This is a genomic window from Conservatibacter flavescens (genome assembly GCF_002795425.1).
In the GTDB taxonomy this organism is placed as follows: Bacteria; Pseudomonadota; Gammaproteobacteria; order Enterobacterales; family Pasteurellaceae; genus Conservatibacter; species Conservatibacter flavescens.
In genome coordinates, this window is record NZ_PHHA01000021.1 from 18880 (window position 1) to 40464 (window position 21585).

Genomic DNA, 21585 nt, shown 5'->3' on the forward strand with positions numbered 1-21585 from the left:
TTTTACTCTCCTTTGGCTAAGCCATATTGAATATGTTTCATAAGATTGATGAGAACAATACTAAAATAAGATACTGACGAAATAATTGCTGCAATATATAAAAACGCTGATGAAATACCTGTGGCTGGCATTTTTTGACTAAAGGTCAGTAAAGCTAACTGATAAGCCCCAATCGCAATAAATGCCATTGCAATTAAAATCAGTAAATCAGCAATCAATAAGAAAATAAATTGCATTCTGGCTGGCAACGCAGTAAATAAAATATCAACGGTTAAATGCCCTTTTTCCTTTGCAACAAGCACAATGCCAAGAAATATCATATAAACAAAACATATGCGGGCAAACTCTTCCGACCAAGCGATTCCAGAATCAAAAAAGTAACGTAATAAAGCATTAAAAAATACGAGCCCAATCATTGAAACTAACGCCAAAATAGCAAGTATTTTTAATGTGTTATCTAAATAATGACCGATTTTCATCCACTCCTCCTTGCCATACGCCACTTAAATAAGTAGCGTAAAATGAATAACTCACTATTTAGCGTTGTTAATTTGTTCAATTAATGCACTCGCCCAATCATATTTTTGATAAAAGCTGTCATATAATTTTTGAGAGGCATTTAGCATATCTGCTTTGAATTGCTCATTTGGAATGATGACTTCTTTACCATTTTCAGCAAAGAATTTCTTAACATCTTGCTCAGCTTGAATTGCTAACTCCCATTCTTTTTCTTGGTAAAGTTTTGCTGCCTCTAAGAAAATCTCTTGGTCTTCTTTTGACATTTTATTCCAGGTTTTTAAACTAATCTGCAATAAGCCAGGAGAAAACATATGATTCGTTTCAATAATATATTTTTGCACCTCATATAAACCCGAATCCTTAATTAAGGCATAAGGATTTTCTTGTCCATCAATTACCTTTTGCTCTAAAGCGGTGAACACCTCACTTAATGGCATACTTTGTGGGTTGATATTCATCGCTTTTGCCCAATCTACGAAAAGAGAATTGAGAGGAACACGTAAGCGTAAACCTTTAAAATCATCAAATTTCTCTAATTTTTTATTAGACGAAATCACACGAAAACCATTCATACCATAAGCAAGTAGCTTAATTCCATAGTTTTGCATTTTCTCACCAATTTCTTGGGCAACAGGCGATTCAAGCACTTTCTTAGCTTCTTGATTATCTTTAAATAAATAAGGCCATTCCCATACGCCGAACACAGGATCTACATTTTGCAGTAATAATCCTGTAATCCCCATTTCAATCGTTCCATTCCGTAAGCCATTGACAATTTGATCTTCGCCTCCTAATTGATTATTAGGATAAATACGGATCTCATAACGCCCTGCTGTTTTTTCTTCAACAGTTTTCTTAAAATACTCTTGTAATGCGATATTAGATGGGTGAGTATCTGCATTATAATGACCAACTTTAATCACCGTTTTTGCTAGTGCTACGTTTCCAAATACAACACTGGTAATTAACCCTAGTTTTGCAAGACATTTCAATGTTTTCATAGTCATCTCCTATTCGAACGTTAGATTAAAAGATAGCGTTAATTTTTAAAAACTTCTCCGGATTTTCAGATTGCGCTTGAATAAATTGAGGTAGTTCATCAAATTTAATGACTTGACTAACTATATGATGGGGATTGATTTTTCCGGTTGATAACAGCATTAGGGCTTCCTCAAACTCTCCCTTGCTTGTTCTTGCCCCGTAGATATCGAGTTCTTTAAACGTAATTATATTGGTTGGTAATGGCGTTTCAGTTTTTGGCCACCCCGTTAAAGCAATACGCCCAGCAAAAGAAACATATTTCAGCGTATTTTGTACCGCACTATTTGCCCCTGAAGCTTCAATTACGACTTCAGACATTTTTCCTTGCGTAATCTGACGAATGGTTTCTATATCGTCTTGTTTTAGAGGATTGATTACATGAGTAATGCCGATAGATTGGGCATAGGCTAATCTGTCATCTAAAATATCAATGAGTATTGGAGTTGCCCCATAAGATTGGGCAACCAAAGCCGCCATCAAACCAATAGCACCAGCACCAATAACCGTCACAAACTCCCCTGCTTTTACTTTGGTACGATGAATAGCATGCAAAGAAATGGTTAAAGGCTCAGCCAATACTAAATGTTCAGGAGGTAAATTATTTGGTGCTTTTACAATCAAATGAGCTGGATGAGCAATCACCTCTTGCATACCACCATCAATATGTACACCCAATACTTTTAAATTTTCACAACAATTGGTTAGACCAATAGAACAAGGATAACAATGGCCACAATAAACATAAGGTTCTACGACTATCCTATCGCCAACTGATATGCCATCAGGCATACCAATTCCTGTTTCTAATACTGTACCAACCAGCTCATGCCCTAAAATGCGGGGGTAAGTAACCAAAGGATTGGTTCCTCTGTATGCACCAATATCGGAACCACAAATGCCCATCGCTTCAACTTTGATCAAGACCTCATTATCCGCCTTTTTAGGATAATCAACCTCTTTAAAATCAACTAATAACGCATTATTCAAACAGACAGATTTAACCATGTTTTCTCCCATAATAAATTGAAAAAACTCACATGCTATAGGCTACCTACATTTAAATTTCATTCTATCTAAGTAAAATTAATTTTGGTATACCAATTTTTCATTTTTGAGATCTCACGCACATTTTTACAATTTTGGCATTCCAATATAACTGGCAATGATAGATAATATTGATATAGAACGAATATAAATTTAAGTACTGACTTATCATCAAGGAGAAATTAAAATGGAACAAACATGGCGTTGGTATGGACCAAATGATCCCGTATCCCTTTCAGACGTGCGTCAAGCTGGTGCAACCGGCATAGTCTCTGCACTACACCATATTCCCAATGGACAAATTTGGTCTATTGAAGAAATTCAAAAACGAAAAGAGATAATTGAAAAAGCTGGATTAGTTTGGTCGGTGGTAGAAAGTGTGCCTGTTCATGAGGAAATCAAAACCCAAACGGGTAACTATCAACAATGGATTGATAACTATAAACAAACATTACGCAATCTTGCTCAATGTGGTATCGATACGGTTTGTTATAACTTTATGCCAGTATTGGATTGGACACGTACCGATTTAGCCTATGAAGTGGCAGACGGCTCAAAGGCTTTACGTTATGATCATATCGCTTTTGCTGCGTTTGAATTACATATTCTAAAACGTCCAAATGCTGAAGCGACTTACAGCGAAGAAGAACAACGTCAAGCAAAAGCGTATTTTGAAAAAATGAGTGAAGCCGATATTAAGCTGCTAACAAATAATATCATCGCTGGCTTACCGGGTGCGGAAGAAGGCTATACACTAGAAGAATTTCAAGCACAGTTAGATCGATATGCTGATATTGATGCGGATAAATTTCGTACTCATCTTGCTTATTTCTTACATGAAATTATCCCTGTTGCACAAGAAGTCGGCATTAAAATGGCTGTTCACCCTGATGATCCACCACGCCCGATTTTAGGCTTACCGCGTATTGTTTCGACCATTGAAGACATGAAATGGTTTGTAGACACTCAACCCCTTGCCGCCAACGGTTTTACATTCTGTACGGGTTCTTATGGCGTGCGAGCTGATAATGATTTGGTTAAAATGGCTGATACATTTGCTGATCGTATTTATTTTGTTCACTTACGTTCTACACAACGTGAAGAAAATCCGTTAAGCTTTCATGAAGCAAACCATTTAGAAGGTGATGGTAATCTTTTTGGGGTAACAAAATCTATTTTGACCGAAGAATACCGTCGTAAAGCACAAGGTGATACACGTTTAATTCCTATGCGACCAGATCACGGGCATCAAATGCTTGATGATCTCCATAAAAAAACCAATCCAGGCTACTCCGCCATCGGGCGATTAAGAGGCTTGGCGGAATTTCGAGGGTTGGAATTAGCATTGAAAAAAGTGTATTTTGAAAAATAATACTGGGGAGCAGCCGCTCCCTCTTTTAATAGATGATGATTAACAAATATTTAGGATCCACATTCATATTCTTAGTGACACTAATCGGAGCTTTCGGTTGGTTTATGTCTAAACATGCCATTACAGAATTACCGTCAGCCGGTTTTATGGGCATGCGATTTTTATTAGCCACGCTCATCTTTCTTCCTTTTGCTTATCCACAACTAAAACAACTGAATCGCCCCCAATTTCTCCGTGCAAGTGCGGTCGGTTTTTCATTAGTTTTCAACCTATTTTTATGGGTAATGGGCATTACTTATAGCAATAGTTTTGGCGAAGGTGCATTTCTGATGAGCTTATCCATGCTTATTGCTCCCATACTTTCTTTCATACTATTTAAGCACCCACTCGCTCGTGTTTTTTGGTTTTCCATGCCAATTGCGATTCTCGGTTTATATTTACTCGCCACCGCGAGAACTACACATGGCGCATTAAATTTTTCTTTTGGCAGCCTACTTTTTCTTTTATCGTCACTTACTGCCGCGCTCTATTTTGTCTTAAATAACCAATTTGCTAAACACATTCCTTATATGCCCCTCATTACCATTCAATTTGCTATTGTGGGGTTCTGTTGCACGGGATACTCTCTTTTATTTGAAACTTGGCAATCTAGCATTTCTACGGAAACTTGGGCATGGCTTTTAGCAAGTACATTAATCGCGACTAACTTACGCTATTTTCTACAAACTATTGGGCAAAAACATAGTCAGATTGCTACGGCATCAATTATGATGATGCTTGAACCTGTTTGGACGCTCATACTGAGTATATGGCTACTTGATGAATTCATTACTTTACAGAAGGCAGTAGGTTGCTTCCTCATTCTTTCTGCAATTCTAGTTTATCGCCTACAAAATATCTTTAAGGGCAAAGCCATTTCGAGCAAAAAATAAAGGGCTTTATTTCTTAAGCCCCTTATTTCACATCAAACTAGAATAATTCTTCCATCTGATTACCACCTCCATTCAGAGGTTGTAATGGACTTTGAATTTTATAACCTCTCTCCGGCACATAAGCTCGTTTAGGTTCCGTTCCCTTGATAAAATATTCCACAATCCCTCCACCATTGGCAAGCAATCCAGAGTTTGGATCAATGCGTTTTTCTATAATATTTGGAGGCACGGCTAATTGGCGTTCAGGAATATCTTCCAAACTGGTTTTCATATAATCAATCCACGCTGGCATTGCTGTTGAAGCGCCGGCTTCTCCTCGTCCTAAAGAACGTTTATTATCATCAAAACCAACATAAACTGCCGTTGTTAAATTTGCACCAAATCCGGCATACCATGCAACTTTAGAATTATTCGTCGTCCCTGTTTTCCCACCAATATCTCTACGTTTGAATGAGTTAGCCATACGCCAACTTGTTCCTTTCCAGCTTTGGCCTTTTTCACCATAAATCGCCGAAGTCAGCGCATCACGCACAAGAAACGCTAATTCTGCACTAATAACACGCGGGGCATAACGAATTTCTTGTGTCGTTGTTTTCGATTCTGCCATATAATTCACCGCACTTTCATCTAATTGACCACCCTGCTGCTCTAACTCTGGCAATTCTGGTACAGCTTCTTGTTCATCTTCTGCCATTTCATCAATTTTGACATTACCTTCAGCTAAAGAACGTTCATTTTGTTTTTCAACACTTAATTCATCTGATTTTTCTGTCTCGCCATAAATAGTTGGAATATCATAACAAGTAATACAAGCAATTTTAGGGTTAGCAATAAAGATCTCTTTGCCTGTATTATCTACAATTTTTTCAATCAAATAAGGATCGATTAAAAAACCACCATTATCAAACACTGCATAAGCCCGTGCCATTTCTAACGGAGTAAAAGAAGCTGCGCCTAGCGCTAATGCTTCACTGGCAAAATATTGCTCACGCTTAAATCCAAAACGCTGTAGATACTCTGCTACATAATCAATTCCAGCCATTTGCAAAGAGCGAACTGCAATCATATTTTTAGATAATCCTAATCCTACACGTAAACGCAATGGCCCATCATAACGATTTGGAGAGTTTTTAGGTTTCCATTCCGCTTGTCCCGGTTTACGAATAACAATAGGTGTATCTTGTAAAATAGTCGATAATGTCAATCCTTTCTCAAGGGCGGCTGCATAAATAAATGGTTTAATCGACGATCCTACCTGAACTAAAGATTGTGTCGCGCGGTTAAATTTACTTTGTTCAAAGCTAAATCCCCCCACAATGGCTTCAATCGCCCCATTATCACTATTTAAAGACACTAAGGCTGAATTCACTGCTGGAATTTGCCCCAAGATCCATTCACCATTATCGCGCTTTCTAATCCAAATTTGTTCACCCACTTTGACTGGGTTTGAACGCCCGGTCCAACGCATAGCACTGGCAGTTAACGTCATTTTATCGCCAGAGGTTAACAAGATTTCTGCGCTCCCTTTCGCCACAGAAAGTACAGCGGCAGGAATCAATGGATCTGAATTAGGTAATTTTTTCAAAAAACCAATAATACGATCTTGCTCCCAAGCTTCCTCACCATTTTTCCACAATGGCGCTCCTCCACGATAGCCATGTCGCATATCATAGTTAATTAAATTATTACGCACCGCTCGCTGCGCTTCTTCCTGATCTTTTGATAAAACCGTCGTATAAACTTGATAGCCCTTAGTATAAGCTTCTTCTTCACCATAGCGCTTCACCATTTCCTGACGAACCATCTCAGTCACATATTCCGCTCTAAACTCAAGTTGTGCGCCATGATAGGAGGCGACTATAGGTTCTTTAATAGCTTCATCATACTGTGCTTTGGTGATTTTATTCTCACTTAACATGCGCCCTAATACGACATTACGGCGTTCTTCTGCCCGTTTTAGTGAATATAATGGATTCATCGTAGAGGGGGCTTTTGGCAATCCTGCAATCATTGCCATTTCAGATAACGTTAAGTCATTTAGGTTCTTACCAAAATATGTTTTTGCCGCCGCTGCCACACCATAGGAACGGTAGCCAAGATAAATTTTATTTAAATACAATTCTAAAATTTCATTTTTACTTAAAGCATTCTCAATTTCTACTGCTAACACCGCTTCTTTAAGCTTACGAGTTAAGGTTTTCTCTGGTGTTAAGAAAAAATTACGTGCAAGTTGTTGGGTAATTGTACTAGCACCTTGCGAAGCTCCGCCATTACCTAATGCCACTTTCAATGCTCGCGCAATCCCGATAGGATCTAAGCCATGATGATCATAAAAACGACTATCCTCAGTCGCAATCACCGCATCAATTAAGCCTTGTGGGACATCTGCTAATTTCACTGGAATACGGCGTTGTTCCCCGACTTCACCGATTAACTTCCCATCGGCAGTAAAAATTTGCATTGGTTGCTGTAATTCAACCGTTTTTAGCGATTCTACATCAGGTAAATCAGATTTTATGTGCATATACAGCACACCCACAGCAATCCCACCCAAAATAATGAGTGTTAATAGCGAACTAAATATTAATTTTGCGATCTTCATCGTGAAATTCACTCTTAACTAAAGCATAAAATAAAAAACTAATTAACTTCACCGCTCTTTTACGTAAAGATAATAACGGTTAGCTTTCATACCTCTCCTAGTATAAAGACTAAGAGAATAAATCAAAAGCTAAAGTTTAAGAAAAATCTATTTCAACAACTAAAAGAGAGATTCTATGCTTATTCCTAGTCGCAATAAACCTCATACTCTCCCTATTGGCATTTGGCTAAATGGAGATACTGTCGAATTCGTTTGGTTTGATCAGCATGAAACGATCCAAATGTGTCAAATTGTACCAGCTCAATTAAGTGACTATCATGCTTTTATCCATCACCGATTAGAACAAAAAACCATTGATGATCAGGAAATTCAATATCACTTCCAATTTATTACCGCCATTTTGCCCCATCGCATTTGGTCAAAAACCTTGATCATTCCTCACTTATTAACCGATCAAGAGTGTGAGCAACAATGCCGATACACTCTACATCATGAACTCCCGATGCCCTTAGAACAAGTTTGGTATGATTACTGCTACACACCAATTAGTCACCCTACACAAGCCAGTACCTCCACGAATCTAACAATTTTTGCCCTGACCAAAGATTCAGCTCAAGCCCATATGGCGCTTTTTCCTGGTATTGACATTTCTGTATTAGATCATGCCGCCCATGCTATCTTGCGAGCATTTTATTATCTACGTCCAGAATTACAAAGCGATCCCGAAATTCTGTGGGTTTATCAAGATGATAACGCTTGTCTTGCATTTCAAAACTATCCCCATGAACTTCGTATCGTGCAACAAGAAAGCTCCAACCTAAATATCCTACTTGCAAAATTTCGGCAACGTTATATCTATGAGCCTGATCGCTGCATTATCTATCGCAATCTATCGGAATCAGAAGAATTGCCTGAATATTTTGAAGAATTAAAAACCATATTTCCCGTTATGGCGCTGGGTTGTGCGTTGTGGGGAAGAGATAACAAGGCTGCACAACAAGCTGCTAGGGAAGAGGCTGAAAAACAACGAACAAGCCACAAACAAATTCCTTACCAATATGAAATGGATTGAGCTAAAACATGTACACGAAACGCACCATTAATTTACTCCCTTGGCGTTTAAATGCGCATTTGCAGCGATGCCGTATTCTATTATTCACGCTGATTTTCTTCAGCCTAACTTGTTTAGGCTGTTGGTTATGTTTTTCCTATTTCACCCAACAACTAAACCAAACATATCAACAACAATTTAGCACTTTACAACAAGTACAACAGCAATTGACTCAAACGCAAAATGATATAACTCATCGACAAAACAATCAAAATACCGCGACAGAACCCTCACAGGCTATTGCAACCACGAGAGTGGCGCAGTTACTCAATATGTTAACCCAACTCCCTCTCATGCTAGGTGAACTATACGGGCTAGAACTGCGACAACCGCCTCAATCTTCTCCGAGCGTTATTTTACAAGGTATGGCTGGTAACAGTCATGAATTTGAGCAATTACACGCATTTTTCAATGAACAAGACTGGATTACACAGGTACAACTATTACATTTAGAACCCCAACAACACCAACAATTACATTTTCAATTTCAGTTAACATTACTAGAGGATACGCCATGAAGCAGCTAAATTACTTTAACGATCCACATAATGCTTTTGGGCATTGGTTAGCTCAGTCTAAACGTAAACATATAAGTTTATTCATCACATGCTTTTTCTTATGCAATTACTTCCCTGTTTGGCAATGGTTTTCCACTCAACAAAAAGTTGTACAACAATCGGTTCAACTCACAGAAAAACAAGCTGAACTTGCTCATCAGCAAAAATTGCTAACTAGCCTCAAACAAAAGCAACTTCACACCCTTAATGCTCAACAAACAGCTCGGCTATCTCCTATTAACCAACATATTCAACATAGTCTAGCAGAAACCAATTTACAACTTATTTCATCGCAATGGTTATTTTCTGCTAATCCAATTTTTTCTTTGCAAATTGAAGGGCATTTTTTAAATTTACAGCAATTTTTGACCGCACTTTTTGATTCTTCACCACTGCAGCTTTTATCCCTGTCGATTAAGCAAATCGACATATCTGAACAACGATCTATCCAAAGTGAAATTTATTTACAACTGAATTCTATGGAGTAATCTCATGCCACACCTATTTTTACTGTTTCTACTCATTGTCAGTAGTTTTGCCCAAGCCACCACGACAAGACAAGATCCGTTTAATAAACAACACCCCATATCCTCTCAAACCACAACGGCGACACAAGAAATCTCTTGCGCCAAAAGCCCCGCTTTAGCAGAAAATAGTCATTTTGCACAACTTACCCTCATTGGAATTGTGCTTAATAACCATTCACAAACACTCTTTTTTCTTGATGAAAAACAGCAACTATTTAGCGCGGCACCTCAAGAATTTATCGCCAAAGAAGGCTTTCAAATACATAAAATAGAACAAAATCGTATCCATTTTTTCGACTGGCGCCAAAGTAAAAATTGCACGACACCGACCACATTTACCATGAAATTCTAGGAGAAATTATGTCATCACGTTTATTTTCACGCCTAAAGTGCGGTCTATTTTTTCTCATTTTTTCCTGTACAGTCACTGCTGAAAATCAGGTATTCTCCATTCGCTTAAAACAAGCGCCCCTTGTTCCTGTATTACAACAACTCGCCTTAGCGCATCGCACAAACTTAATTATTGATGATGAACTAAGCGGCACTGTCTCACTGCAATTAGATAATACTGATTTCGATCATCTATTGCGTGCTATGGCACGTCTTAAAAAATTTGATTTGTGGCAAGAAAATAACGTGTATTACCTTAGCCCCTTATCTCAAGAAGCGAAATTTGCCTCACCAATGGATAATCATGCCTCCCATGCTACGATCATGCCTGACTTTTCCATTCCCGCTTCTACGCCCACAATAAACGAACCCTCACTCATTACGACCTCTATTAAGCTACATTTCGCCAAGGCTTCTGAAGTGATGAAATCCCTCACCACAGGCAACGGCTCTTTGCTTTCTGCTAATGGCAGTATTGCCTTTGATGATCGCAGTAATTTATTGCTTATCCAAGACAATAAACATTCTATTCAAAATATCAAAAAACTCATTGCCGAAATGGATAAACCCATCGAACAAATTGCCATTGAAGCACGAATTGTCACCATTAGTGATGATAGCTTAAAAGAATTAGGGGTTCGTTGGGGCATTTTTAACCCTACCGATACCGCACATAAAGTCACCGGTAGTCTAGCAGCGAATCAATTTCAAAATCTCACCGAACAACTCAATGTTAACTTTGCCACGAGCAACTCTCCGGCCGGTTCCGTTGCAGTACAAATAGCCAAAATTAACGGGCGATTATTAGATCTCGAATTAACCGCCTTAGAACGGGAGAATAATGTCAAAATCATCGCCAGCCCTCGCTTACTCACAACGAACAAAAAAAGTGCAAGCATTAAACAAGGGACGGAGATTCCTTATGTTATTACAAATACCACCCGAGATACCCAATCGATTGAATTTCGTGAAGCAGTCTTAGGACTAGAAGTGACACCACATATTTCCCGAGATAACTCGATTTTATTAGATCTTGTTGTAAGTCAAAACTCACCTGGCAACAATATTATTTCCGGTGTCGGTGAGATGACTACCATTGATAAACAAGAAATCAACACGCAAGTGTTTGCACGTGATGGTGAAACTATTGTGCTTGGTGGAGTCTTTCACGATACCCTGATCAAAGGGGTAGATAAAGTGCCACTACTAGGCGATATTCCTGTGGTAAAACGATTGTTTTCGAAAGAAACTGAGAAATATCAAAAACGCGAACTCGTGATTTTTGTGACACCACATATTTTAAAAAGAGGTCAAACATTAACCCAATTACAACAAGAAAAAAACAATAAAAAAACGAAAAAATAACCGCTCTTTTCTATAAGAGAAAATTATTCACAGAAATCCGTCAACTAAGGTTGAAAATTGATGGGATTTATTGAGATAATAACCGTTATCTCAAAATTTCTTAAAATTCGAGGTTTGGCGGATCTTTTTGGTTATTTTATGTAGCGCCCTTTTGGCTACCCAGAAGATCAATTATGATAATTTGATAATTTAAATTAAAGACGATAAAAAATGGCAGAAAAACGTAATATTTTCTTAATCGGCCCAATGGGAGCGGGAAAAAGCACCATTGGACGCCAACTCGCTCAACAGCTTAACATGGATTTCATCGATTCAGACCAAGAAATTGAACAACGCGCTGGGGCGGATATCAGCTGGATTTTCGACATTGAGGGCGAAGACGGATTTCGTAAACGTGAAGAACGTATCATTAATGAATTAACACAGCAACAAGGTATCGTGCTATCAACAGGTGGTGGCGCAGTATTATCAAAAGAAACGCGTAATCACCTTTCTGCACGAGGTATTGTTATTTATTTACAAACCACTGTAGATAAGCAATATCAACGCACTCAACGTGATAAAAAACGTCCATTATTACAAAACACCGATGATCCACGAGCGGTGTTAGAAGAACTCGCAAAAATTCGCAATCCACTTTACGAAGAAATCGCGGATATTACCTTACCTACTGATGAACAAAGTGCAAAACTTATGGCAAATCAGATTGTGGATATGATTGAAAACATCAACGGCTAAAAAAAGGAATCCTATATTATGTTGTGTGTTAATGTTGAACTAAACGATCGTCGCTATCCAATTTATATCGGAGAGAATACGCTCACCAACCCAGAACTATACCCACTTAATGCTGGGCAAAAAGTGATGATTGTCAGCAATCCAACTATCGCACAATATTATCTAGAAACCCTCACCCACACCCTTGAAAAAATAGGGTGTGTGGTGGAACATGTATTATTACCTGATGGTGAACAGCATAAAAATTTAGACTCTCTCAATTTAATTTTTACTGCCCTGTTAAAAGGCAATCATGGCCGTGATACCACCCTAATTGCATTGGGTGGTGGCGTTATCGGTGATGTAGCAGGTTATGCCGCTGCGAGTTACCAACGTGGTATTCCATTTATTCAAATCCCAACAACGTTATTAGCACAAGTCGACTCCTCTGTCGGAGGGAAAACTGCGGTTAATCATGAATTAGGCAAAAACATGATAGGTGCATTTTACCAACCTATCGCGGTTATTATTGATACTCAAACTCTTCATACCTTGCCTAAACGTGAAGTCAATGCAGGGTTAGCCGAAGTCATTAAATATGGTGCGATATTGGATTTACCGTTTTTTAATTGGCTAGAAGAACATATTGACAAACTGGTGACGCTACAAACTGACGCGCTACAATATTGCATTGCTCGTTGCTGTCAAATTAAAGCGGATATCGTTGCCCGTGATGAAACAGAAAAAGGAGATCGCGCTTTACTCAACTTAGGCCATACTTTTGGTCACGCGATTGAAGCCCATCTCGGTTATGGTAATTGGTTACATGGTGAAGCTGTCTCTGTAGGAATGATGATGGCTGCAGTATTCTCTGAAAAATTAGGCCACCTCGCGCCACAAGATGTTGCACGCATAGAAAAATTATTAGCTCGTGCCAATCTACCTACAGTTTCTCCTGATGGTATGCAGCCCGAAGAGTATTTGCCATATATGATGCGTGATAAAAAAGTCATTGCGGGCAAATTACGCTTAGTCTTACTCAAACAACTCGGACAAGCTTATGTTGCCAAAGATGCTGATAGAGACTTAGTCTTAAACGCCATTCGTTGTTGTACACAAACGCATTAGCATGTCCACCCATTCAGCATCCACATCTCCACTAAAATACCGCTCATTCCTAAAATGGGCGGGGGGAAAATATCGTCTAACAGAACAAATAGGCAAGGTATTACCTAAACGAAAATCCTGTTTAATTGAACCCTTTGTCGGTGCTGGTTCAGTGTTTCTTAACAGTCAATTTAAACGATATATTCTTGCAGATGTTAATCCTGATTTAATCCATCTCTTTAATATCGTAAAACACGATGTAGAAAGCTACATCGCGCAATGTCGCCCTATTTTTTTTCATCCGGAAGCTAATACCGCACAATATTATTACGCGAGGCGACTAGAATTCAATCAATCAGCAGATCCTTACTTACGCTCTCTACTCTTTCTTTACTTAAATCGCTTTGGGTTTAATGGATTATGTCGATACAATGCTAAGAACGAATTCAATGTGCCATTTGGTGCTTATAAAACCCATTATTTTCCCGAAAATGAATTACGCTACTTTGCAGAAAAAGCGCAAAGTGCGGTGTTTATTTGCCAAGATTTTCGTAAAACCTTTGAATTAGCTAATCAGGATTCAGTGATTTACTGCGATCCCCCTTACGCACCCATTCACCAAATTACAAATTTTACTCAATACTCTAGCAATAACTTTAATTTGTCTCATCAAAAAGAACTCGCGGATCTCGCAAAACAAACGGCTGAACAACATGCGATTCCTGTCATTATTTCGAACCATGACACACCGTTTACCCGTGAAATCTATCAAAATGCTAAAATCAAAAAAGTGTTAGTGCAACGCTCAATCAGCCATTCCGCCGAGAAACGTATTAAGGTAAATGAGCTTATTGCCATCTTTAAATAGAGATTAACATATTGACCTCCCAAAAAATTGTGCTATTTTAGCCAATCTTTATAAAGTCATTGAAGAAAAAACAAGGAACTATTATGCAAGCATTATTGAAACTCACTCAGTTTGTGAGTAAAACTTTCGCGCTTTGGGCACTTATTTTTGCCGTATTAGCGTTTTTCTTTCCGGAAACATTTAAGGTTTTCGCACCTTATATTCCCTATTTATTAGGCATCGTTATGTTCGGTATGGGCATTACGCTGACTTTTAGCGATTTTGGGGAAGTCGCTAAACACCCTAAAGCCGTTTTCATTGGTGTCGCAGGACAATTTATTATTATGCCTGCCATTGCTTATGCGCTAGCAAAAGGATTTAACTTACCGCCTGAACTTGCTATTGGTGTTATTTTAGTTGGATCATGCCCTGGTGGTACATCATCAAATGTAATGACTTATCTCGCCAAAGGAAATACCGCCCTTTCTGTTGCCTGTACAACTATTTCAACCTTACTCTCTCCGATTCTCACGCCTGCCATTTTCTATGTATTAGCGAGCCAATGGTTAGATATTAATGCCTCTGCGATGTTTATATCTGTGCTAAAAATGGTGTTATTCCCAATTTTATTAGGATTAATTGTCCGCACTATTTTTAAGAAGAAAATTACAGAAATCAGTCAAACCATGCCACTATTATCCGTAATTTGTATTGCTTTAATTTTGGCTGCAGTTGTTGCTGTGAGTAAGACACGTATTGTTGAATCGGGCTTATTCATCTTTGCAGTTGTTGTTCTACATAATGGCTTAGGTTATTTGATCGGTTATGGTATGGCTCGATTATTTAAACTCAATAATTATGACAGTAAAGCCATTTCCATTGAGGTCGGCATGCAAAATTCAGGGTTAGGCGCAGCACTTGCAGCCGCGCATTTTAACCCAATCGCCGCTGTACCAAGTGCGCTATTTAGCTTCTGGCACAACGTATCAGGCCCAATTTTGGCAAATATTTTTTCCAACATGAAAGAAAAAAATACGCAAAATTAACCGCACTTTGATACATATTAATTCAACTACTGGGGCGACTTTTGTCGCCTCTATAAATTAGCCCGATTTTTTGCTACAATTCTGCCAATTTTTATCATTTAATCTCTTTAACTCCTTTAATTCAATATGGCAACTAATTACCAAGCACAAGATATCACCGTTCTAAAAGACCTTGAACCCGTACAACTGCGTCCGGGCATGTATACAGACACCTCTCGTCCCAACCATTTAGGCCAAGAAGTCATTGATAACAGCGTTGATGAAGCATTAGCTGGCCATGCTAACAAAATTGAAGTCATTTTACATGAAGATCAATCTCTAGAAGTCATTGATAATGGTCGAGGCATGCCCGTTGATATTCATCCGACAGAAAACATTTCGGGGGTAGAACTCATTTTATGTAAACTCCACGCAGGTGGTAAGTTTTCAAATAAAAATTATACATTTTCTGGTGGCTTACATGGTGTGGGTATCTCCGTTGTCAATGCGTTATCTGATTTGGTGCGAGTTACCGTTAAACGCGATGGACAAATTTATCAAATTGAATTTTCCAATGGCGTAAAAACAAAAGAGCTTGAAGTCATTGGCACTTGCGGCCGTCGCAATACTGGCACAACCGTTTATTTCAAACCGAATCCTAAATATTTCGATTCTGCTAAATTTTCAGTCAGCCGTTTACGTCATTTACTGCGTGCTAAAGCCGTCCTTTGTCCCGGCCTAGAAATTAAATTTATCGACAAGGTCAATCAAAGGGAAGATCAATGGCTTTACGAAGCTGGATTAAGTGCTTATTTAACCGAAGCTGTCAACGGTTTTGAGACACTCCCTGCAACCCCTTTCATTGGAGAACATGCAGGCGATAAAGAGGCTGTGGATTGGGCATTATTATGGCTGCCGGAGGGCGGTGAATTAGTCAATGAAAGCTACGTTAACCTCATTCCAACCGCACAAGGGGGAACCCATGTTAATGGCTTACGACAAGGGTTATTAGATGCCATGCGTGAATTTTGTGAGTTACGTAATCTTTTACCTCGAGGAGTTAAACTCACTGCCGATGATATTTGGGAACGCTGTGCCTATGTATTATCCGTTAAAATGCAAGATCCACAATTTGCCGGTCAAACGAAAGAACGCTTATCCTCTCGTCAAAGTGCCATTTTTGTCGGAGGCGTAGTCAAAGATGCATTTAGTCTATGGCTAAATCAAAATGTGCAAGTGGCTGAACAATTAGCTGACATGGCTATCAACTCCGCACAACGTCGTTTACGCGCGGCGAAAAAAGTGGTTCGCAAAAAATTGGTAAGTGGCCCCGCTTTACCGGGTAAACTCGCGGATTGTTCACAACAAGATTTAGATCGCACAGAACTCTTTTTAGTCGAAGGTGACTCCGCAGGAGGTTCCGCTAAACAAGCAAGAGACCGTGAATACCAAGCCATATTGCCTTTACGTGGTAAAATTTTAAATACTTGGGAAGTCTCCTCCGAACAAGTGTTGGGTTCAGAAGAAGTACATAATATTGCGGTTGCTTTAGGCATCGATCCAGATAATGATGATCTCAGCCAACTCCGTTATGGAAAAGTGTGTATTCTTGCAGATGCCGATTCTGATGGCTTGCATATCGCAACATTACTGTGTGCCTTATTTTTACGACATTTCCCGAAATTAGTACAAGAAGGCCATGTTTTTGTTGCAATGCCTCCACTTTATCGTATCGACTTAGGCAAAGAGGTCTTTTATGCCCTTGATGAAAGCGAAAAAGAAGGGATTTTAGATCGTTTAAAAAATAAGAAAGGTAAGCCAAACGTACAGCGTTTTAAAGGGTTAGGTGAAATGAATCCTATGCAATTACGCGAAACAACAATGGATCCTAACACCCGTCGTTTAGTGCAATTACGTTACGATAATGATGATGAAACCGTTGAGCTAATGGATATGCTGTTAGCGAAAAAACGCGCAGAAGACCGTAAAAGTTGGTTACAAGAAAAAGGCGATCAAGTGGAACTTGCTGTCTAGTTTGGTTATGTATTCATTTGATGAGTTTATCGTAGCTACCTTACAGAGATATTTTGGAAATTTAATAAAATGACAAATGAAACAATAAATTATGATGGCATTGAGCAAATGCCACTTCGCACATTTACCGAAAATGCCTATTTAAATTATTCCATGTATGTCATTATGGATCGTGCATTACCTTTTATTGGCGATGGCCTAAAGCCGGTTCAACGCCGCATTGTATATGCTATGTCGGAATTAGGCCTCAATGCTTCAGCAAAATATAAAAAGTCCGCACGAACAGTAGGTGATGTATTAGGTAAATTTCATCCACACGGTGACAGTGCTTGTTACGAAGCTATGGTATTGATGGCACAACCGTTCTCATATCGTTACCCTTTAGTCGACGGACAAGGTAACTGGGGTGCGCCCGATGATCCCAAATCTTTCGCAGCCATGCGTTATACCGAATCTCGCCTTTCAAAAATTGCTGAGATTCTCTTATCTGAATTAGGGCAAGGCACGGTTGACTATCAACCTAATTTCGATGGCTCATTAGATGAACCTCAATATTTACCCGCGCGCCTCCCTCATATCCTGCTCAATGGTACAACAGGTATTGCTGTCGGTATGGCAACCGATATTCCACCGCATAATATTAATGAAATTGCTGAAGCAACCATTATGTTACTGGATAATCCGCAAGCGACTTTAGATGATTTACTGACTGTTGTACAAGGCCCAGACTACCCAACAGAAGCAGAAATTATTTCTCCAAAAGCCGATATTCGCAAAATTTATGAACAAGGTCGGGGTTCTATCAAAATGCGAGCGGTTTGGAAAAAAGAAGATGGCGAAATTATTATCACCGCCTTACCTCATCAAGCTTCACCCTCGAAAATCATGGCGCAAATCGGTGATATGCTCACGAATAAAAAATTACCGATGGTAGAAGACATCCGAGATGAATCCGATCATGAAAACCCAATTCGCTTAGTCATCGTGCCACGTTCAAATCGAGTGGATTTAGATGCACTGATGAGCCATCTGTTTGCTTCAACTGACTTAGAGAAAAGCTACCGTGTCAATATGAATATGATCGGCTTAGATCAAAAACCTGCGGTCAAAAACCTAGTCCAAATCCTCAGTGAATGGATTGATTTCCGTCGTACTACCGTCACGCGCCGATTACAGTATCGTCTTGATAAAGTACTCAATCGTTTACATATTCTACAAGGTTTAATGATTGCGTTTTTAAACATTGATGAAGTCATTCATATTATTCGTAATGAAGATGAACCCAAAGCTGTCTTAATGGCACGTTTTCAACTTTCTGAACAACAAGCCGAAGCCATTTTAAACTTACGTTTACGCCATTTAGCTAAACTCGAAGAATATCAACTGCAAGCCGAACGAGATGAATTAGAAAAAGAGCGGTTAAATTTAGAAGCGATTTTAGGTTCAGCGCGCAAATTAAATAATTTATTGAAAAAAGAAATCCAGCAAGATGCTACAACCTATGCTAGCCCACGCCAATCTCCATTAGTAGAGCGAGAGGAAGCTAAAGCGATCGCAGAAAGTGAAATGACACCAGCAGAACCTATTACCGTGATATTATCAGAAGCGGGCTGGGTACGTTGTGCGAAAGGCCATGATATTGATGCCCAAAGCCTCAGCTACAAAGCGGGTGATAAATATTTAGCCCATGCTTATGGCAAAAGCAATCAAGCCGCCATATTCTTAGATAGCACAGGACGAAGCTATGCCCTTGACCCATTAAGCTTGCCATCTGCACGATCACAAGGCGAGCCGTTAACAGGTCGCTTAACCTTGCCGGCTGGCGCGAGTGTGGAGAGTGTATTACTTGATCAAGATAATCAAGCATTGCTGATGGCCTCTGATGCGGGTTATGGGTTTATTTGTAAAGTGGAAGATCTTATCGCACGTAATAAAGCAGGGAAAGCGGTTATCAGTTTGCCGGAAAACGCCAAAAGCCTAGCGCCATTGAAAATTGAAAAGCAAACGGATCTATTAGTTGCGCTGACTTCTGCAGGCCGTATGTTGATTTTTCCAGTAGCCGATTTACCTGCATTAAGCAAAGGTAAAGGCAATAAAATCGTGACAATCCCATCAGCGGCGGCAAAAGCTCGAACAGAATTATTGGTTAAGCTATTACTCATTTCCGATCAAGCTAGCCTCGTCTTCCATTCTGGTAAACGCAAAATTACCTTAAAACCTGAAGATCTACAAAAGTTCCGCGCTGAACGTGGGCGTAAAGGTAGTCAATTACCGAGAGGATTACATTCTGGTGCAGAAATTGAAGTCGTCGAAGCGCAATAAATAGATTAAAGTGGACAACCTATCTGTTGTCCACCAATTAATAACGCTGTTTATCACTCTCACGATCGAGTTCAGCAAGCCAATCGAGTTTCTCTTTAATCTTACTTTCCATACCACGATTAGTTGGAAAATAAAATTGGGTATCTTTCAATGCTTCAGGAAAATAGTTTTCTCCTGCGGCATAAGCATTCACTTCATGATGGGCATAACGATATTCTTTACCAAAGCCCAATTCTTTCATCAAATGGGTGGGGGCATTACGCAAATGCTCTGGCACATCAAAATCAGGCGCTTCCTTAGCAAGTTGTTTTGCTGCATTGAAGGCCTCATACACCGCGTTACTCTTCGGCGCGACCGCAAGATAAATAATCGCTTGTGCAATCGCCCTTTCTCCCTCATATGCACCAACACGAGTAAAGCAATCCCACGCAGCCAGTGCAACTTGCATAGCACGTGGATCGGCATTGCCGACATCTTCCGAAGCAATGGCTAATAAGCGACGGGCGACATACAGTGGATCGCCTCCAGCTGTAATAATCCGAGCATACCAATAAAGTGCCGCATCCGGTGCAGAACCTCGAACAGATTTATGTAAGGCCGAAATTAAATCATAAAAGCGATCACCTTGCTTATCAAAACGTGCTTGTCTTTCCCCTAAAACTTCAGTTAACAAAGTGCGGTCTATTTTTTTACCTTTTTCACTTTCCTCAGCCATATCCACCATTAATTCTAGGCAATTTAACGCCAGCCGCGCATCACCGTTGACATATTCAGCCAATAACTGCAATACATTCTCTTCAAAAATCAACCGCTCTTTGCCTAAGCCAAATTCAACATCATTCACTGCTTGTTGTAATACTTGCTCAATATCTTTCGCAGTTAAGGGCTTTAACACATAGACTCTAGCGCGTGATAACAACGCATTGTTTAACTCAAAAGAAGGGTTTTCTGTCGTTGCACCAATAAAAATAATCGTGCCATCTTCAATATGAGGCAAAAAAGCATCTTGCTGGCTTTTATTAAAGCGATGTACTTCATCAACAAATAATATCGTACGTCGCGCTGCAAGGCGATTTTGTTTTGCTCGCTCAATGGCGTCTCGAATTTCTTTAATCCCACTCGTCACAGCAGAAATTCGCTCAACTTCAGCATTTATACGAAGTGCCATAATTTCCGCTAAAGTGGTTTTCCCTGTGCCAGGCGGTCCCCAAAGAATCATAGAATGAATATGGCCTGCTTCAATCGCTTTGCGTAATGGCTTATTTTGTCCGATTAAATGATTCTGTCCACAATATTGTTCAAGGGTTTGTGGCCGCACTCTTGCCGCTAACGGACGAAAATCACTTTCTGCAAAATCAAAGCTAAAATTAGACATAATGCCCTCTTGTTAAACAAAAAAATGGGCGATATGCCCATCTATCATTAATTATTTTTTGCGCTGATCATCAAATTCTACGCCTTTTGGCACATTAAACTTGAACAATTCATTAGACAAAGGCTGATTACTAATATTACGTAAGACATATAAATTACTTTGCCCATCATTTTCAACCGTACTAAAATTACGCAACACACCCGCACTATCAATACGAATACTAAATTGTTTAATATTGCTATTTTTGGCTGTTGGTTTCAGTACAAATGTATCCGCTTGCTGTTCGACACGATATTGCTGCCAATGACTTTGGTCATTGCTGGTCAGCAATACAAATGGCGTATTGTTCACCGCATCTTTAACCCAATTTGCCGTCACTTGCTCTACGAAAGGATCATAAAACCACAATGTTTTACCATCTGAAACAATTTGGGTTTCTTGTGGCGTTTTTGTATCCATGCGAAATAAATTCGGACGTTTAATTTGCAGTTTTCCACTTCCTTGTTGGACATTTTTACCATTTGCAGAAGTCACCGTTTGATTAAAGTCAGCGCTTAGATTTTCGACTAGTTTTAAACGATTTTGTAATTCTCCACTCGCATTAGCCCAAGCGAATGGTGTCACGAATAATAAAAATACACCTGTTGTTTTCAATAACGTTTTTTTCATTTGCTTTCCTCAATTACAATGAAATTAAA

The 21585-nt window shown here is 39.3% G+C and carries 19 protein-coding genes; 13 read left to right on the forward strand and 6 right to left on the reverse strand.

Translation table 11 applies throughout. From position 1 onward, the window contains the following. Positions 1–2: 2 nt before the first annotated feature. Genes CVP05_RS09285 through CVP05_RS09295 form a run of 3 tightly spaced genes read right to left on the reverse strand, consistent with a single transcriptional unit; the run spans position 3 to position 2565 of the window. Positions 3–479, reverse strand: coding sequence for a TRAP transporter small permease (locus CVP05_RS09285; protein WP_100289296.1), 477 nt, complete (start codon positions 477–479; stop codon positions 3–5). A 54-nt stretch (positions 480–533) separates the two neighbouring features. Further along, a complete protein-coding gene (locus CVP05_RS09290) occupies positions 534–1520 on the reverse strand; it encodes a TRAP transporter substrate-binding protein (RefSeq protein ID WP_100289297.1) in 987 nt (328 codons plus the stop codon). A 25-nt stretch (positions 1521–1545) separates the two neighbouring features. Then, a complete protein-coding gene (locus tag CVP05_RS09295; RefSeq protein WP_100289298.1) occupies positions 1546–2565 on the reverse strand; it encodes a zinc-binding dehydrogenase in 1020 nt (339 codons plus the stop codon). 226 nt (positions 2566–2791) lie between these two features. Here CVP05_RS09295 and uxuA point away from each other — a divergent pair, with 226 nt between their 5' ends. Next, on the forward strand, positions 2792–3976 hold the full coding sequence (gene uxuA / locus CVP05_RS09300) for a mannonate dehydratase (RefSeq protein ID WP_100289299.1): 1185 nt from the start codon (positions 2792–2794) through the stop codon (positions 3974–3976). Between the two features lie 35 nt (positions 3977–4011). Then, positions 4012–4908, forward strand: a complete 897-nt coding sequence (locus CVP05_RS09305; protein WP_100289300.1) for a DMT family transporter — start codon at positions 4012–4014, stop codon at positions 4906–4908. A 37-nt stretch (positions 4909–4945) separates the two neighbouring features. On the opposite strand, the gene CVP05_RS09310 is transcribed toward CVP05_RS09305, so the two are convergent. Continuing rightward, entirely contained in the window at positions 4946–7510 is a 2565-nt protein-coding gene (locus CVP05_RS09310; protein WP_100289301.1) for a penicillin-binding protein 1A, read from the reverse strand. Between the two features lie 175 nt (positions 7511–7685). Between CVP05_RS09310 and pilM the strand changes: the two genes are divergently transcribed. The 11 genes from pilM (at position 7686) to parC (ending at position 19512) form a co-directional block, all read left to right on the forward strand. Then, a complete protein-coding gene (gene pilM, locus CVP05_RS09315; RefSeq protein ID WP_100289302.1) occupies positions 7686–8582 on the forward strand; it encodes a pilus assembly protein PilM in 897 nt (298 codons plus the stop codon). 8 nt (positions 8583–8590) lie between these two features. Further along, complete coding sequence (locus CVP05_RS09320) at positions 8591–9139, forward strand: hypothetical protein (RefSeq protein ID WP_100289303.1); 549 nt, start codon at positions 8591–8593, stop codon at positions 9137–9139. Further along, positions 9136–9666, forward strand: coding sequence for a hypothetical protein (locus tag CVP05_RS09325; protein ID WP_100289304.1), 531 nt, complete (start codon positions 9136–9138; stop codon positions 9664–9666). Before CVP05_RS09320 ends, CVP05_RS09325 begins: the two co-directional genes overlap by 4 nt. Positions 9667–9670: 4 nt before the next feature. Continuing rightward, the gene (locus CVP05_RS09330; RefSeq protein WP_100289305.1) at positions 9671–10057 is read left to right on the forward strand and encodes a hypothetical protein; all 387 of its coding nucleotides are present in this window, start codon (positions 9671–9673) and stop codon (positions 10055–10057) included. 8 nt (positions 10058–10065) lie between these two features. Then, the gene (locus CVP05_RS09335) at positions 10066–11460 is read left to right on the forward strand and encodes a type IV pilus secretin PilQ (RefSeq protein WP_100289306.1); all 1395 of its coding nucleotides are present in this window, start codon (positions 10066–10068) and stop codon (positions 11458–11460) included. A gap of 210 nt (positions 11461–11670) precedes the next feature. After that, entirely contained in the window at positions 11671–12198 is a 528-nt protein-coding gene (gene aroK / locus CVP05_RS09340; protein ID WP_100289307.1) for a shikimate kinase AroK, read from the forward strand. 18 nt (positions 12199–12216) lie between these two features. Next, entirely contained in the window at positions 12217–13305 is a 1089-nt protein-coding gene (aroB, locus tag CVP05_RS09345; protein ID WP_100289308.1) for a 3-dehydroquinate synthase, read from the forward strand. 1 nt (position 13306) lies between these two features. Beyond that, positions 13307–14152 (forward strand): Dam family site-specific DNA-(adenine-N6)-methyltransferase, encoded by an 846-nt coding sequence (locus tag CVP05_RS09350; protein ID WP_100289309.1) that lies wholly within the window; start codon positions 13307–13309, stop codon positions 14150–14152. An 83-nt stretch (positions 14153–14235) separates the two neighbouring features. Beyond that, positions 14236–15177, forward strand: coding sequence for a bile acid:sodium symporter family protein (locus CVP05_RS09355; protein ID WP_100289310.1), 942 nt, complete (start codon positions 14236–14238; stop codon positions 15175–15177). A 126-nt stretch (positions 15178–15303) separates the two neighbouring features. After that, positions 15304–17190, forward strand: a complete 1887-nt coding sequence (gene parE, locus CVP05_RS09360) for a DNA topoisomerase IV subunit B (RefSeq protein ID WP_100289311.1) — start codon at positions 15304–15306, stop codon at positions 17188–17190. A 69-nt stretch (positions 17191–17259) separates the two neighbouring features. Beyond that, entirely contained in the window at positions 17260–19512 is a 2253-nt protein-coding gene (gene parC, locus CVP05_RS09365; RefSeq protein WP_100289312.1) for a DNA topoisomerase IV subunit A, read from the forward strand. A gap of 37 nt (positions 19513–19549) precedes the next feature. On the opposite strand, the gene CVP05_RS09370 is transcribed toward parC, so the two are convergent. Together CVP05_RS09370 and lolA are read right to left on the reverse strand one after the other, a co-directional pair. Then, entirely contained in the window at positions 19550–20887 is a 1338-nt protein-coding gene (locus CVP05_RS09370) for a replication-associated recombination protein A (protein WP_100289313.1), read from the reverse strand. Between the two features lie 51 nt (positions 20888–20938). Next, a complete protein-coding gene (gene lolA / locus CVP05_RS09375) occupies positions 20939–21556 on the reverse strand; it encodes an outer membrane lipoprotein periplasmic chaperone LolA (RefSeq protein WP_100289314.1) in 618 nt (205 codons plus the stop codon). Between the last annotated feature and the right edge of the window lie 29 nt (positions 21557–21585).